Annotated in this window: 12 protein-coding genes and 6 pseudogenes; 10 read left to right on the top strand and 8 right to left on the bottom strand. The window is 68.8% G+C overall.

The window, feature by feature from the left end; translation table 11 throughout:
• The first annotated feature begins 75 nt into the window (after positions 1–75).
• Together ACBJ59_RS51860 and ACBJ59_RS51855 are read left to right on the top strand one after the other, a co-directional pair.
• Positions 76–657, top strand: coding sequence for a TetR/AcrR family transcriptional regulator (locus ACBJ59_RS51860; protein WP_375117377.1), 582 nt, complete (start codon positions 76–78; stop codon positions 655–657).
• A 16-nt stretch (positions 658–673) separates the two neighbouring features.
• Positions 674–772 (top strand): annotated as a pseudogene (locus ACBJ59_RS51855) (IS5/IS1182 family transposase); the annotation flags it as partial.
• A 179-nt stretch (positions 773–951) separates the two neighbouring features.
• On the opposite strand, the gene ACBJ59_RS51850 reads toward ACBJ59_RS51855, so the two are convergent.
• Together ACBJ59_RS51850 and ACBJ59_RS51845 are read right to left on the bottom strand one after the other, a co-directional pair.
• Positions 952–1,689: a formylglycine-generating enzyme family protein gene (locus ACBJ59_RS51850; protein ID WP_375117376.1), complete on the bottom strand. Its 738-nt coding sequence runs from the start codon at positions 1,687–1,689 to the stop codon at positions 952–954.
• Between the two features lie 143 nt (positions 1,690–1,832).
• Positions 1,833–2,317: pseudogene (locus tag ACBJ59_RS51845) on the bottom strand (transposase); the annotation flags it as partial.
• A 233-nt stretch (positions 2,318–2,550) separates the two neighbouring features.
• Between ACBJ59_RS51845 and ACBJ59_RS51840 the strand changes: the two are divergent.
• The 4 genes and pseudogenes from ACBJ59_RS51840 to ACBJ59_RS51825 all read left to right on the top strand — a co-directional run.
• A complete protein-coding gene (locus ACBJ59_RS51840; RefSeq protein WP_375117375.1) occupies positions 2,551–3,435 on the top strand; it encodes a fructosamine kinase family protein in 885 nt (294 codons plus the stop codon).
• Positions 3,436–3,841: 406 nt separating this feature from the next.
• Positions 3,842–4,436: pseudogene (locus ACBJ59_RS51835) on the top strand (IS5/IS1182 family transposase); the annotation flags it as partial.
• A gap of 37 nt (positions 4,437–4,473) precedes the next feature.
• Complete coding sequence (locus ACBJ59_RS51830; protein WP_375117512.1) at positions 4,474–4,734, top strand: hypothetical protein; 261 nt, start codon at positions 4,474–4,476, stop codon at positions 4,732–4,734.
• A 300-nt stretch (positions 4,735–5,034) separates the two neighbouring features.
• A pseudogene (locus tag ACBJ59_RS51825) lies at positions 5,035–5,172 on the top strand (hypothetical protein); the annotation flags it as partial.
• A gap of 71 nt (positions 5,173–5,243) precedes the next feature.
• Here ACBJ59_RS51825 and ACBJ59_RS51820 read toward each other — a convergent pair.
• A complete protein-coding gene (locus ACBJ59_RS51820; protein ID WP_375117511.1) occupies positions 5,244–5,525 on the bottom strand; it encodes a hypothetical protein in 282 nt (93 codons plus the stop codon).
• 352 nt (positions 5,526–5,877) lie between these two features.
• Between ACBJ59_RS51820 and ACBJ59_RS51815 the strand changes: the two are divergent.
• Positions 5,878–7,009, top strand: a pseudogene (locus tag ACBJ59_RS51815) (IS630 family transposase).
• Positions 7,010–7,116: 107 nt separating this feature from the next.
• On the opposite strand, the gene ACBJ59_RS51810 reads toward ACBJ59_RS51815, so the two are convergent.
• Positions 7,117–7,554, bottom strand: coding sequence for a MarR family winged helix-turn-helix transcriptional regulator (locus ACBJ59_RS51810; protein ID WP_375117374.1), 438 nt, complete (start codon positions 7,552–7,554; stop codon positions 7,117–7,119).
• A gap of 57 nt (positions 7,555–7,611) precedes the next feature.
• Between ACBJ59_RS51810 and ACBJ59_RS51805 the strand changes: the two genes are divergently transcribed.
• Positions 7,612–8,787, top strand: a complete 1,176-nt coding sequence (locus ACBJ59_RS51805) for a GNAT family N-acetyltransferase (protein WP_375117373.1) — start codon at positions 7,612–7,614, stop codon at positions 8,785–8,787.
• Between the two features lie 24 nt (positions 8,788–8,811).
• Here ACBJ59_RS51805 and ACBJ59_RS51800 read toward each other — a convergent pair whose 3' ends face one another.
• On the bottom strand, positions 8,812–9,339 hold the full coding sequence (locus ACBJ59_RS51800; protein ID WP_375117372.1) for a TetR/AcrR family transcriptional regulator: 528 nt from the start codon (positions 9,337–9,339) through the stop codon (positions 8,812–8,814).
• 202 nt (positions 9,340–9,541) lie between these two features.
• Here ACBJ59_RS51800 and ACBJ59_RS51795 point away from each other — a divergent pair, with 202 nt between their 5' ends.
• Together ACBJ59_RS51795 and ACBJ59_RS51790 are read left to right on the top strand one after the other, a co-directional pair.
• Entirely contained in the window at positions 9,542–10,363 is an 822-nt protein-coding gene (locus tag ACBJ59_RS51795) for an SDR family NAD(P)-dependent oxidoreductase (protein WP_375117371.1), read from the top strand.
• A complete protein-coding gene (locus ACBJ59_RS51790; protein ID WP_375117370.1) occupies positions 10,360–11,271 on the top strand; it encodes a DMT family transporter in 912 nt (303 codons plus the stop codon). The genes ACBJ59_RS51795 and ACBJ59_RS51790 overlap by 4 nt, the downstream gene beginning before the upstream one ends.
• 683 nt (positions 11,272–11,954) lie before the next feature.
• Here ACBJ59_RS51790 and ACBJ59_RS51785 read toward each other — a convergent pair.
• The 3 genes and pseudogenes from ACBJ59_RS51785 to ACBJ59_RS51775 all read right to left on the bottom strand — a co-directional run bounded on the left by ACBJ59_RS51785 (position 11,955) and on the right by ACBJ59_RS51775 (position 13,770).
• Positions 11,955–12,278, bottom strand: coding sequence for a hypothetical protein (locus ACBJ59_RS51785; RefSeq protein ID WP_375117510.1), 324 nt, complete (start codon positions 12,276–12,278; stop codon positions 11,955–11,957).
• Positions 12,279–12,314: 36 nt separating this feature from the next.
• Positions 12,315–12,626 (bottom strand): annotated as a pseudogene (locus ACBJ59_RS51780) (hypothetical protein); the annotation flags it as partial.
• A 406-nt stretch (positions 12,627–13,032) separates the two neighbouring features.
• Positions 13,033–13,770: a Mu transposase C-terminal domain-containing protein gene (locus tag ACBJ59_RS51775; protein WP_375117369.1), complete on the bottom strand. Its 738-nt coding sequence runs from the start codon at positions 13,768–13,770 to the stop codon at positions 13,033–13,035.
• Between the last annotated feature and the right edge of the window lie 143 nt (positions 13,771–13,913).

The raw sequence follows: 13,913 nt of genomic DNA, 5'->3' as shown, positions 1-13,913 counted from the left end.
CCGTACAGGATGGAGGATGGAGGAATCAGGCCACTGCTGTCAATACGGCACGTACCGTGCTGTTACGGTGGCAAAATGAGGGAGAAGAGCGCCGACCGGACCGTAGCCATCATGCAGACCACCCTGGAACTGGGCCAGGAGATCGGCTACGCCAAACTCAGCATCGAAGCGGTCGCGACTCGCGCCGGCGTCGGCAAGCACACGATCTACCGCCGCTGGCCGTCCAAAGGAGCCCTGTTCCTTGATTCCCTCCTGTCGTTGAACGAACCGGGACTGGACTACCCCGACACCGGCGACATCGTCGCCGACCTGCGCACACAGATCCACGCGGCCGTCGACCTGCTGGGCCGGCCGCCGTTCGGCCCGCTGTTCCGGGCGCTCGTGGGCGAAGCCCAATACGATCCCCAGGTCGCCGCCGCGCTCAACGAGCGCTTCATCGACCCGCAGGAAGCCAAGACCGTCGCCCGGCTGGAAAAGGCGCGCGAGCAGGGGCAGATCTCACCCGACTTCGACCTGGACCTGGCGATGGCGATCCTGTCCGGACCTCTGTACTTCAGGTACCTGATCACCAACGAACAGCTGACACATACCTACGTCGACCGCGTTCTCGAAGCCCTCTTCGCCGGACTGGCACTAAGGGCTGGGCAAGAGGTCTGAGCCGCGGTACGCCGGAGTGACCGAGCAGCGACCGTCCCCCAGCGACTTGTCCGACGCCCGATGGGCGCTCAGCGAACCCGTGCTGAGCGCCTGGCGGGCCGGCCGCCGCGACAGAGGCCTCGACTGCGAGCACTGCTCGTAGGCGCCGTGTCGGCGGGCGCACCGGGCCAGGTCCCGGTCGTGGCGGAACGCGCCACCCCGGGTGACATGCGGGTCGAAGGCCCAGTCCTCCGTGCTCGGCACCTCAATGGGAGGACCCGGGTAAGGGCGTAGAGGGCGGTCCTAGGCTGTCCTTCACCTGGCCGATGCCGCTAGACGAAAGCCCACGCCAATCGCCGCCAGGTCCTGCTCGTAGGCGCCGTGTCGGCGGGCGCACCGGGCCAGGTCCCGGTCGTGGCGGAACGCGCCACCCCGGGTGACATGCGGGTCGAAGGCCCAGTCCTCCGTGCTCGGCACCTCAATGGGAGCGCCCGGGTAAGGGGCATAGAGGGTGGAAGTCCACTCATCGGCGTTGCCCACCATGTCCAGCACGCCGAAGGGGCTGGCACCCTCGGGGAACGAACCGACCGGCATGGTGGTGCCGATGCCCAAGTCCACCAGATTGGCCAGGCCCGTGCGGTACTCGTTGCCCCATGGGAACTCGCGGCCGTCGTCACCGCGGGCGGCACGCTCCCACTCGTCCTCAGTGGGCAAGCGCACGTCAAGGCCGCCGAGCTGTTCCCCCAGCCACCGGCAATAGTCCATCGCCTCCTTCCAGGTGACGCCGATGACCGGGTGGCCACCCGGTGCCTGCGGCACCGGCCTGCCGGTGGCCTGCGCGAAGAGCGTCCACTGGCTGACAGTGACCTGGCTGCGGGCGATCCGGAACGCCGGAAGGTGGATCTCTGTGCGCGGGGCTTCCTTCCAGTACCACTCCACCGGCACCCCAGTGTCGGCGTAGCGGTGTGCCACCTCCTCCACCTCTTCGGCGGGTGTACCCCGACGCAGCATCCCGGCCGGGATCTCGACCCAGTCCACCAGTTCCACCAGCATGACCCCTCCACCGCTGATCGAAGAGATTCCATGATCGCTCCGGTGCCCTCAGATGCTCATCGGTCGGTGGACCCATGCTGACAGCGACCTTGGACCTAGGACCACACACGAGCCGGGACGACGCGGTCGGCCACGCAAGAGGCGAGCAGCGGGGAGTCGTGGCGGTTGGCGCCAGCCAGGACGCGGCCCAGCGGGATGCCGTAACCGTCCGTCATGCCCGGCGTTTCAGACCCTGTTTGCCGCGGTCGACCGGGGAGCGTCCGGCGACCTCGCCGCCGCCGGGGGCCTTGGTGATGGAGCCGTCGACAGCGATCTGGTCCAGGAGCAGGCCGATGATCCGGTCGTAGGACTCCAACGCGATCTGCTCGAGCCGGGCGAAGATGCCGAGGCGGATCCACTCGTCGCGGCGGTTGCGGATCGTGGTGGCCGAGCAGGTGATGTCGGCGATCGCCTGGTAGGAGCAGCCGCAGCGCAGGAGTTGCAGCATCTTGTCGAAGATGATTCGGTCACTGATGCGTGGGCGGTGGCAGCCCAGAGGATGGTCCGGGTGACAAACCGGCCGCTCGGGCAGCAGCGCCGAGAATTGATCCCACAGCGGCTCGGTCAGCCATGGCGGAAGGACGGGCACAGATCTCCCGGTGATCACGAAGCGTTGTCCGTTCATGATCATTAAGACCTGCGCCTGCAACACCCGCCGGGGTGCCTCAACCGCGCCTATCCGCTCGGCCTCTTATCTCGAAAGCACATCGGATGATTCGGGAAGGTACACCCCTTCCCCGGAGATCCACAGGCTTCGATCATTGCTCACGGGCCTCGGCCCTGATTGCCATGATGCGTGACCAGCAAAGAGGAGCACACCCCGTGACAGACGCGACATCCCTCCTGCTCGAACGCCTGCACGCGGCCGGCCTGACCGACGTCGTCGCGGTCGAACCGGCCACCGGAGGCCTCGCCGCGACCGCGGGGCTCGCGCGCCGCGGTGACGGCACGTCGGTGTTCGTCAAGGCGTTCGGCGAGCCGCCGTCGGACGACGCCTTCGCCGCGGAGGCCGAAGGGCTCACCGTGCTGCGCGAGGCGGGCGGCGTCGCCACGCCCGAGATCATCCTGGCGGACCGAGACCTGCTCGTGCTCTCCGTGCTGCAGTCCCGGCCGGGCACCGAGGCCTTCTGGGAGCAGTTCGCGCATGCGCTCGCCCACCTGCACACCACCACGCGGCACCCCCGATTCGGGTGGCACCGGGACAACTGGCTGGGCCGTCGTCGGCAGGTCAACACCTGGGATGACGACGGGTTCGAGTTCTTCGCCCAGCACCGTCTGCTGCGCTGGCTCGGCGAGCGTCGCGTCCAGGAGGCGCTCGACGCCGCGGACCGGGCGGCGCTTGAACGGCTGTGCGACCGGCTGCCCGAGCTGCTGCCGGTCAGGCCCGCGTGCCTGACGCACGGCGACCTGTGGGCGCTGAACGTCATGGCCGCCTCCGACGGGCGGCCCGTGCTGATCGACCCGGCCGTGTCGTACACGTGGGCCGAGGTCGACCTGGCCCACCTGTGGACGACGGCGCCGCCGCCCGAGGCGCATGTGTTCTTCGAGCTGTACGCCGAGCTGACCGGGCTCGACCGCGACTGGCGCGAACGGATGCCGATCCTCCAGCTCCGCCAGCACCTGGCCGTGATCGCCCAGTTCGACCCCGACTGGGGCGCCGCCGACCTCGTACGCGCCACGCTCGCCCCGTTCCGGCAGCGGCCCTGAGCACAGCTCAGAAGATCACTGCCTTCCGACCGCTGTGGAGGGAGCGATGGTCGTCACATACTTGATACTCGCGCGGCTACCTGAAGGAGGCTTGTACGCCTTCGACGCTGATGGAGGGGCCGTTTTGCCACTCCTCGCCGAGTATGGAGGACGTCTTGAGCGACGACTGCGCACTCCGGGAGATCAGATCGAGGCCCACCTCATTACCATTCCCGACAGCGAAGATCTCGCTGCCTACCGTGCGGACCACTGGCGTTCTGCCGCTGCATCCCAGCTGGAATTGTCTGGGCAGCAGTCGAATTGCTCGCGGTCCGCGACGTGTAGTGATGGGGTGCAGCGAAAGGGGAGGCAGCCACAAGTTCCGTGATCATGGAGTTGCGACGCTCTGTGATCATCGGGGAGACCTGTGCCTGCGCTGCCATCATGGCTGACGGAACCGCTGTGGGACCAATTCGCCGCCCTGTCGCGGCGGCCAGAGTACGATCCGGCCCATCCGCTGGGCTGCCACCGGCGCCGGATCGGCGACCGGATCGTCTTCGGCAAGCTGCTGCAGGTCCTCCGGTTCGGGTGCTCCTACGAGGCGATCGCGGATCGCCACCCGCTCGGCCACGACCATCCGTAACCGCCGCGACCAGTGGATAGGCCTGGGCCTGTTCGCCCGTCTGAAGGAGATCGTACTCGACGCCTACGACCGCATCGTCGGTCTCGTCCTTGACCAGATCGCCGTGGACGGCGCCATCTCCAAGGCCTCCGGCGGCGGCCAAGCGGCCTTTTGAAGGCACTTGGGCCACTGCCTGACGAGATCACTGTCCACCTCGATGCCGGCTACAACTCGGCCAAGTCCCGCCCCCTGCTCGACGAGCGGGGCCTGCGCGGCCGGATCGCGCACAAGGGAACAAGGCACCGATCCAGGCCGCCCAGCGGTGGCCTGTCGAACGCACCCACGCTTGGCAGAACGCCTTCCACTGGCTGTGGCTCGCCGCTTCGAACGCCGGACTGATCGGCCGACCCACCTTCAAACGCAAGATCAAGCTCGGCGTGCCGGCCGCCCTCGACCAGCGCATCTCCGTCCGCCACCACATGACCGGGATGACGACCGAGGAGACCGCTGACTACATCCGGCACCACATGACCCTCGCCCGCCGTTCCGACCCGCTCTTCAGCGACGACGCCATCGCCCTTGTCCACGAAACCGCCCGCGGCCATCCCCGCTCGGTCAACAACCTCGGACGGCCGTCCATGCTGGCCACTTACGCCGCCGACAAGGCCATCGTCGACGAATCCGCCGCGCCAGGGTGAGCATCACGACCCCGCCCGAGGACCCTCGGCGGGGTCGTTTCACACCCGGCCATGCTCAACGCCGGTGTCACCTTTATCAACATCTTGAGTGACCGACAATCGGGTCTGTACGGTCACTGGCTCTGGCCCACTTTCGGTGGTGACGGAACGCGATAGCTCGTGTCGGTCCACGATCATCTCGCCGTGCTATCCCAGCGTGACGCCGGTGTGACGTTAAGGATCTTGCGGGGCTGCTGTTCCCGCAGTTGGCCGATCTGGTCGTCGGCAGCGTTCAATCCAGGGGCGGCGCGGTCATGGTGCATGTCACGTCCAACGGCGCGCCGGTGGCGTGGCCCCGGCTGTGGAGCAGCCGGCCGGGTGCATGGCTATGTGAACCGGCAGCTGGCGGACCTTCCGTTGGCTAGGCAGCGAGTGCTCGTGCGGCTACGGTTTCGGCGGTTGAGGTGCGCAACGGTCGGGTGCGCGCGGCAGACGTTCCGGGAGCCGCTGCCTGGGCCGGCCGAACCATATCAACGCCGCACGATCGCCTTGGCCACGCAGGTTGGGGCGGTGGTGCGGGAGTTGGCCGGCCGGGCGGGATCTCGGCTGCTGGACGTGCTGGGAGTCAGGATTTCGCGGCAGAGCGCGGTCCGGTCGTTGCTGCGTCTGCCAAGAAGAACGGCAAGCTCAAGGGCAAGCAGCCCAAACTGCCCGAACCCGCCCGCCGTTCCATCCGCCGCCGCTACGCCGAAGGCGAGGTCTCCCTCGCCGACCTGGCCACTGAGTACAGCGTCGGACGCTTCACCATCCACCGCATGATCCGTGGAGCCTCAGAAAACCCCAGGTAGAAGCGGGATCACCGCCTACTCTGCCCTTCGCCGTAGCTATGGGAGTTCCGGGCCGTGTACAGGTAGGAGGCCGGGTCGGCGTACCGGCGCGAGCCCGGCACGAACACATCCCCTGAGCGCAGCCTCACCGCGGCCATGCAACCGCCGCCGCTCGGGAGGCAGCATCGACATCCAGCCTATGGGCGTCCTCCAGGTGGCTAGTGCGGTGACCACATAGGTTCACCGGGCCGCGGACACACCCGACGGCTTGCGCAGGCTTCGCCGGATTCTGCTTCAGTGTCGTATCGACATGCACGATGACGGCAGGAGGATCCGTATGGCCGAACCTGTGCGAGCACGGCGGTTGTCCGATCAGGAGGGACAGACGCTGCAACGACTTGTCCGGCGAGGCCGGCACGAGTCGATCCGGGTCCGGCGAGCGCTGATCATCATGGCCTCGGCCAGTGGCACGCCGGTTGCGGCGATCGCGCAGTTGGTCGCGGCCGATGAGGACACCGTGCGAGACGTCATCCATGCCTTCAACGAGCGGGGGCTGTCCGCGCTGGACCCTAAGTGGGCGGGTGGCCGTCCCCGCCGCATCACCTCGGGCGATGAGGACTTCATCGTCGCGATGGCCAGGACGCGCCCGGAGAAGCTGGGCCGGCCCTTCACCCGGTGGAGCATCCGCAAACTCGTCGACTACCTGGCCGACAACCCGGTGCGGACCGTGCTGGTCGGGCGTGAGCGGCTGCGGCAGTACTTACGCGAGCACAAGATCTCCTTCCAGCGCACCCGGACCTGGAAGGAGTCCACCGACCCCGACCGGGACGCCAAGCTGGACCGCATCGAGGAGGTCACCACGCGCTTCCCGCAGCGGTGCTTCGCCTTCGACCAGTTCGGGCCACTGTCCATCCGGCCTCAGCCCGGCTCCGGCAGGGCGCCCGAGGGCAAACCTCGAGGGCAAACCCGAACGACAACCGGCCACCTACACGCGCACCCATGGGGTGCGCTACTTCCACGGCTGCTACAGCCTGGGCGATGACCAGTTGTGGGGAGTCAACCGTGAGCGCAAGAGCGGCGCCAACACCCTGGCCGCGCTCAAGAGCATCCGCCACGCCCGCCCGGACGGCGCACCGATCTACGTCATTCTGGACAACCTGTCGGCCAACAAGACCCCCGCCATCCGCGCCTGGGCCGCCGCGCACAAGGTCGAGCTGTGCTTCACCCCGACCAGCGCCTCCTGGGCCAACCCGATCGAAGCGCAGTTCGGACCGCTGCGCACCTTCGTGATGAGCAACTCCGACCATCCCAATCACACGGTGCAGACCCGAAAGCTCCAGGCCTACCTGCGCTGGCGCAACGCCAACGCCCGCCACCCCGACGTCCTGGCCTCCCAACGCCGCGAACGCGCACGCATCCGCAGCGAAAAACAGCGCCGCTGGGGACGACCTGCCACCCAAGCCGCATGATCAACCACCACTCCGGTGAACGTTCGTGGCCACCCCACTAGAGACGCCGCTTCGAACGTCGCTGTGCGAGCCGGTGCACTGATGCGGCTCGGTTTCTCCGGTGATGCTCATGCGGATTCTTCCATTTTGCGGGCGATGCCTTCCAGAGCGGACAGGTCCGCGGGCGAGAGCCGATCGATGACGTGGCGGCGGACCGATTCCAGGTGCGCAGGGGCGGCGTCCTCGAGCGTTTCCAGGCCGTGCTCGGTGAGGACGAGATAACAGCCCCGGCCGTCGTCCGGGTCGGGCTCGCGCCGCACGAGACCGCGGGCCTCCATCCGGCTGGCGTGCCGCGACAGGCGGCTGCGTGACCAGCCCATCTTGGCGGCCTGCTCGCGCAGCGTGCTGGCGCGACCCGGACGCTCGGACAGCGTGCTGAGCACCTCGTAGTCGGCTTCCGACAAGCCGATCGCAGCCAGGTCGTGCGCGGTGCGTGACTGGATCGCGATCATCATCCGGCGCAGGGCGCGCCAGGCGCGTTCCTCGTCCGCGTCGAGCCAGCGCACCGTCTCCCCCGAACTTTTCTTTGACATGTAAACAAGTTACCAGCTAGGTTCATTTCCATGTCAACGAAACCTGTGCGGATCCTTGTCCTCGTGTGCAGCACTCGTCCCGGCGCCCTCGGCCCGGTGGTGGGTCAGTGGCTGATCGACGCGATCGCGCCACGAGCCACGGAACTGGGCGTGGATCTGCTGCCGGTGGCCCTCGGCGACCTCGCCCTGCCGTTCCTCGACGAGGAGGAAGAGCCGGCCTCCGGCGTCTACCGGAATGAGCCCACCAAGCGGTGGAGCGCGATGGTGGACGCGGCGGACGGCTTCATCGCGGTCACTCCCGAGTACAACTACGGCATGCCGGCGGCGTTCAAGAACGCCCTCGACTACCTGGGCCGGGAATGGGCGTGGAAGCCGATGGGGTTCGTCAGCTACGGCAACACCTCGGCGGGCACCCGGTCGGTCCAGCACGCCAAACAGGTGGTGACCACGCTGCGACTGGTGCCGCTGGGCGCCACGGTCGCCCTGCGCATCGCCGACGCGGTGGACGGCGGGCGGCTCCGCCCGGACGCCGGCCGCGAGCAGGCCGCCATCGGGGTCCTGGACGAGCTCGTCCGCCTCGCCCACGCTCTGCGGCCGATGCGCGAGCGGGCCCGCTCAGGTTCGGGGGCGGTGCCGGTGCCGGGGTCGTACGTGAGAGCGCTGACCCCGGACGACGCTCCGGAGGTGTTGGTACTCCAGCGGTGCTGCTGGGTGGAGGAGGCGCTGACCAACGACACCCTGGCCATCCCCGCCCTGGAGGAGTCACTGGAGCAGGTACGCGCATGGCTGGCCACCTGGCAGACCACGGGCCTGTGGCGGGACGGCCGGCTCCTGGGCATGGTGCGCACGCGCCGCGTGGACGACGACTGGCACGTAGGCCGCCTCGGCGTCGTCCCCGATCTGCGCGGCCAGGGCGTGGGGCGCTGGCTGCTGCGCGAGGCCGAAGCCGCGGCCGACGCCTCCTGCCGCCGCATCGCGCTGTCCACCGGTGCACGGAGCCGGCACAACATCCGCCTCTACCACGCCCAGGGTTACCGCACGGAGTCGTCCGACGGCGCGACGGCCTTCCTCACCAAGCCAGTGCCCGCGGATGGCGCCGTCGGGGTTCCTGACGAAGAGCTGGCAGGGGTGGGACGAAGAGGCCGCTGCCCCCAAGCGAACCCTGCTGGAGCCGCACTCGACCACGTCGTCGCTGAGCCAACGTGAACGTCTGGTGCTGCAGCTCTCGGCTCAGGCGCGTGGGCTAGCGCCGTGCAGCAGAGTGTCGATGATACGGGCCGCGAGGGTGTCCGGGTCGGCGCCGTCCGCGTTGCCGTGCAGGGATTCACCGATGAGTGCGTAGTAGACCCGGCGCACCCAGTCGAGGTCGGCCGCTTGGTCGATGAGCTTGTCATCCTGGGCCCGCTTCAGTACGGCGGTGCAGCTGCGGGCGATGTGCTGGTGGAGGACGGCGGCCTCGCTGCCAGGGGCTGCCGGCAGCCCCAACGCGAACGCCCAGGCGCTCTTGACCTCGAGCACGTTGGCGGTGATCCGGTGCATCGCCACCAGCGGCGGCGCGGTGTCCGGCCGGCCGTCGTCGACCGCCTGGGCGAGCTGGCGGGCCGCGGACGAGGCCAGCGCCTCGATCAGCGCCTGCCGGCTGGCAAACCGCCGGTGAATGGTCGTGCGGGCCACTCCCGCGGCTGCGGCGATCTGCTCCATGGAGGCGCCGGACTCTTGGGCGAGCACCCGCTCGGCCGCCTCCAGGATCGCGCGCACGCTGCGCTCCGCGTCCGCCCGCAACGATCGTGCTGCCGTCCCACCCATCACGCCTCCTGTTCGACCAATTATCCAGCAACACACTACATCACTGACGCCGCCACACTGTTAACTGCATCTTATCTGTTGCAGTTATTTGAATTACTGGTACATTCTCCTTCCAGTTGCCACCGACTCGGGTACCACGGCCAAGGAGAACCACATGCACAACACCGCCCTCATCACCGGAGCGTCGTCCGGCCTCGGCGCGGAATTCGCCTCCCAGCTCGCCGCCCAGGGCCACGACGTGATCTTGGTGGCCCGCTCCGGCGACCGGCTTACCGCCCTCGCCCAGCGCCTGACCGCCGAACACGGCGTTCGCGCCCATGTGCTGGTCCAGGACCTCGCCGAGCCGGACGCCGCCCGCCGCATCGCCGACCAGCTGACCACCCGCGATCTGAGCGTCGACCTCCTGATCAACAACGCCGGCTTCGGCACCTGCGGCCGCTTCGAGGAGATTCCCACAGCCCGCGACCACAACCAGCTGATGGTCAACGTCGTCGCACTCGTCGACCTCACCCACGAGGTGCTGCCCGGCATGCTGGAGCGCGGCCGCGGCGCGATCGTCAACGTCGCCTCCAACGCCGCCTTCCAACCCTCCCCGTACTTCGCCGTCTACGGCGCGGCCAAGACCTTCGTGCTGAACTTCGGCCTCGCCCTGCGACAGGAGTACCGCCGGCGCGGCATCCGCGTGCTCACCCTGTGCCCCGGCCCGGTCGAGACCGCCTTCTTCGACACCATCGGCACCCGCAACGCGGCCGTCACCGGCTCCATGACCACCCCCGAACCCGTCGTCCGCGCCGCCCTGCGCGCGCTGGAGCGAGACCGCGGCTACGTCGCCCCCGGATTCAGCAACGCCCTCACCGCGCACCTGGCCCCCCGCCGCCCCCGAACCCTGGTCGCCGCCATCGCCGAGCGCATCACCCGCAAGGTCCTCACCCCCTCGGCTGCCGCTCCCTCGACCGTGGCGGAGCACGCCGCATGAACTCCTCCGCCGCCTCCCTCGGCGCGGCCTCGGCAATGCTGCTCGTCGGCACCTCCGCCGCGGTCTCCGCCACCATCGCCGACTACCCGGTCTTCACCGGACAGGCCCTGCGCTATGCCATCGCCGCGGCCATCCTGCTCACCGTCGTAGGCCACCGGCGCCTGCCCCGCGTCCGCCTGACCTCACGTGACATCCTGCTCCTGATCGCGCTGGCCGCCACCGGCCTGGCCGGGTTCAACCTCTTCCTCGGCGAAGCCACCCGGCACGCCGGGCCCGCCATGATCGGCACCGTGGTCGGAGCCGTCCCCCTCGTACTCGCCCTTGTCGGGCCCCTGATGGAACGCCGACGCCCGGCCCCCCGCACCGTCGGCGCCGCGCTCGTGGTCGCACTCGGCGCGGCCGTCGCCGCCGGCCTCGGCTCGGGCAGCCTGACGGGCCTCCTGCTCTCCCTCGGCGCGCTCGCCGGCGAGGTGGCGTTCTCCCTGCTCGCCATCCCCCTGTTGCCCAAACTCGGTCCCCTGAGGGTCGCCGCCTATCCCGCCGCCCTGTCCGTCCCCATGCTGCTGGCCGCAGGCCTCGCCGTGGACGGCACGGCCTCCCTGCGGCTGCCCACACCCAGCCAAGCAGCCGCCTTCGGTTACCTCGGCGCCATCGTCACCGCAGCCGCCTTCTTCCTCTGGTACGACGCACTGCGCCGCCTCGGCGCCGACCGCGCGGGCCTGTTCGCCGGCCTCGTACCGGTCGGCGCACTGCTCACCACCCTCGCACTCGGCCTCGGCCAGGCAGGCCCCGCCGACATCACCGGCGCCCTGCTCGTCGCAGCAGGCGTCGTCCTCGGCCTGCGACAACCCAGCCGCGACAGCCCAGGACCACACCATCCCCAAGCGGGTGTTCACGAGTTGATCTGATCAGTGTTGTACCGCACCCGCCCCTACGCACACCTCCGCGCCGAATTCGAGCGACGTCTCCAGGCCCTGTAGCAGGCCGGAGACATCCCCGACCCCCGCGAAGCCCAAATCACCCGCCTCAAAGCTCAGAACGCCACGTTCAAGGAGCGGCTGGCCCAGTCGGAGCGAAGGATCGACAGCTCACGGGCTTCCGCACCCAGGCCCTTGGCCCGCTCGCCGCCCAGCACGAGGAGATCATTCGACTCCGCGAAGCCGCCGGCGCCCGTGGCGCGGCTCCGCCAGACGCCACCACTCGCAGGCTCCCGGCCCCTTAACCACAAGTGAGACGAGGAGCAGCGCGGACGTTCGGGAATAGCAGGTGCTCATGCCCGAACGCCCACGCCCCCGCGACCTGGCTCCCCCTCCGCAGCCAGCCGCCCCTATTGCTTATCAATATCGGCCAGTCACAAAGAGTGATCAATCGGTCTGGGGCTCCACCCTCTCGAACTCCACCCGCCCAGAGGTGTGCCTCGGATCGCTTGGGGTCGTGATTCTTGGATCGGTGTTTGTCGTGGTCGGCTTGGCTGGGGTGGTTTGTCCTGAGTGTTCTGAACAGGCCGCCGCCTGGCCCGGAAACGGGGGCCAGGCAGTAGCCTCAGCTCCTGATCGTTGGTCGTGGATCTCCCTTTGTGGCTGGTGTGATCTCACATCGAGCCGATGACGAGGTTCTGCCAGGCGGCGTCGACGATCTCCTTGGTGACGACGGACATGTCGTTGATCTTCATGATTCGCTCGATCTGCCCGATGAGGCGCACGGTGAGCCGGAAGTTGCCGCTGGTGATGCGGGTGATGGCGGCGACGGCTTCAGTGGTGGCGTAGTCATCGCTGTCGCCGAGGCGTAGATGAGGCCATGAGCGGCCCAGGACGAATACCTGCTCGTTCGCGGACATGGGCTTGTAGTGGTGGACGAACCCGACCCGGGAGTAGAGCTGGGGGTAGCGCGAGAGCCGCTTTTCGATGCCCGGCATCCCGATCAGGATCAGCCCGATGCCGGTCCGGTCGTGGTGGTCGCGTAGTTGCTCCAGTGCCGCGACCCGGAGCCTGTCGGCTTCGTCCACGATGAGGAGCTCGGGTGAGTACTGGCGTTGAGCATGCCGTGCTCGTCGACGCCGCGGCCGGAGTTGAGCATGATCTCCACGTTCCAGCCGAGCCGGTCGCACAGGAAGGAGATCTCTTTGTCGAGGTGGTGGGGGGTGTTGTGGACCTTGGGCGTGTACATGACGGCGCGGGCGGCCAGGAGGTGCGCGGCTGAGGGATCGCCGTCGTCGGAGCCGGCGGGGCGGGTGCCGTCGAGGTGGTGGGCGAGCCGATCCCATTGGGAGTAGTGGCGGGCCGATTGGGTCTTTCCGACGCCCGGGGCGCCGAAGCAGAGACCGACGTAGCGTTCGCGGCGGACGGCGTCGGCGAATTCGACGAACATCCGGTGTTCTTTGGTGATCATGATGGGGGCGGCGGCCCCTGCTGTCGCGTGCCTGTTGCCGTCCGGGCCGGGCCGGTGGGGCGGTGGCGGCCGGTCGCTGATGTCCAGGCGGGGAGTGTGGCCGCCGGGTGCCGGCTCGCCGGCCGGCTGGTCGCGCGGCTGGCCGGGCGGAAGGCCGGGCGGAAGGTCGGCGCCTTCGGGGTAGGGCTGGTCGAGGGGATCAGGGGGTGGGTCGGGGGTGTCGCCTGGGTCGCTGTCCTCTCTTAAGCCCACGCGTGGTGTGTGTCCGGGCGGGGAACGGATCACTCATTCCAGTAGCGTTTGAGTCGCGGACCGTCACGGCGGGTACGGGTGGTGTCCGCGCCTGGCGGCGGCTCGGGGCAGGGATCGCCGGGCTGGGCGGCGGCCACGGTGTCGTCAGTGGCGGGCTGGGTCAGGCTGTGCCAGTTGGCCGGCGCTGGCGTGGGGTAGGCGGCGGGCAGCGGTTCGGTGTGGGCGGCCAGGAGCCGGCCGACGACGGCGGCTCGGCTGGTCAGGCGGCCGCGCAGCTCTTTTCGGCGGGCGTTGCGGGCGGCGGTGATCTCTTTGAGGCTGATGGTGGTCTCCGCGAGCTCGGGGCAGATCGCCCGGCACAGGAACTCTTCGCTGCCATCGCAGCCGCGCAGGTAGACGCGGATCTCGGTGATGTCGCGCGGGTCGTAGCGGATCGTGGTCTGCTCGCCGGTGTAGAAGGCCAGTACCGGATCCAGGTAGCGCAAGGACAGGAAGTGGATCCCATCGGTGTGGATCTTGCGGGGCTTGGCGACCGTGAGCAGCAGCAGGTCCAGCTGCTCGAGTGAGCCGGGCATGCGCGGGATGAATGCGCCGGCCTCCCAGCGTGCCTGCGGCGTTGTCTTGGTCTCCGAATGGGGCCGCTGGTTGTAGACCTGATGGAAGAACCGGCCGATCGCGGCGTCCAGCTCGGGCAGGGTCAGCGTGGCTTGCCCGGCCCGGTCGCAGGTGCCGCGCGGCGCGTAGCCGGGCAGGTGGGCCAGGCACATCTGGTTGACGGTGCCGGTAGGGTCGGCCGAACAGTGAGGTGCCAGTCCTGTATGGGCTGGTCCTTTTCCGTTCGGCCTCCCTCCGAACCGGGCAGACCCGTCTCCGAGTACCCGGCTCTCCAGTGATCTACTGCGTGAGCAGT

The organism is Nonomuraea sp. MTCD27 (assembly GCF_041950495.1).
Lineage (GTDB): Bacteria > Actinomycetota > Actinomycetes > Streptosporangiales > Streptosporangiaceae > Nonomuraea.
This window is presented reverse-complemented; position numbering and strand designations above follow the sequence as displayed.